The sequence below is a fragment of the Mesorhizobium sp. M8A.F.Ca.ET.181.01.1.1 genome, from assembly GCF_004792025.1.
GTDB lineage: Bacteria > Pseudomonadota > Alphaproteobacteria > Rhizobiales > Rhizobiaceae > Mesorhizobium.
The window spans coordinates 1-446 of the sequence record NZ_SRTV01000051.1; the positions used below are offsets into that span (position 1 = coordinate 1).

The window sequence follows — 446 nt, forward strand, 5'->3', positions numbered from 1 at the left end:
CAATGCTTGAGTCTGCGCGTTGAACGCCTTGCAGAACTCCATGATGTTCAGGCCGCGCTGGCCCAGTGCCGGACCGACCGGCGGCGACGGGTTGGCTTTACCTGCAGGAATCTGCAGCTTGATAAAGCCGATGATTTTCTTTGCCATGTTGAAAACCTCTTTGGAGCGCCGCATTACCAGCGGACACTCAGTGAGTAGTAGCGCGCGTTCGCCGAAGCTCCGACTACTTGCGCTCCTCAACGGCCATTACGCGGACCGTAAGCGCGAAGTACGAAACGCGCCCATTGGCGCGCTGCGTAGAATTCTGAGATTACAACTTCTCGACTTGACCGAATTCCAGCTCGACCGGCGTTGCCCGGCCGAAGATGGTAACGGAAACACGGACGCGCGACTTTTCGTAGTTCACTTCTTCGACGCTGCCGTTGAAATCGGTAAAAGGACCGTCC

The 446-nt window shown here is 56.7% G+C and carries 2 pseudogenes; both read right to left on the reverse strand.

What is annotated here, in order from left to right:
• A pseudogene (gene rplK, locus EN824_RS33530) lies at window positions 1-147 on the reverse strand (50S ribosomal protein L11); the annotation flags it as partial.
• A gap of 163 nt (window positions 148-310) precedes the next feature.
• Window positions 311-446 (reverse strand): annotated as a pseudogene (gene nusG / locus EN824_RS33535) (transcription termination/antitermination protein NusG); the annotation flags it as partial.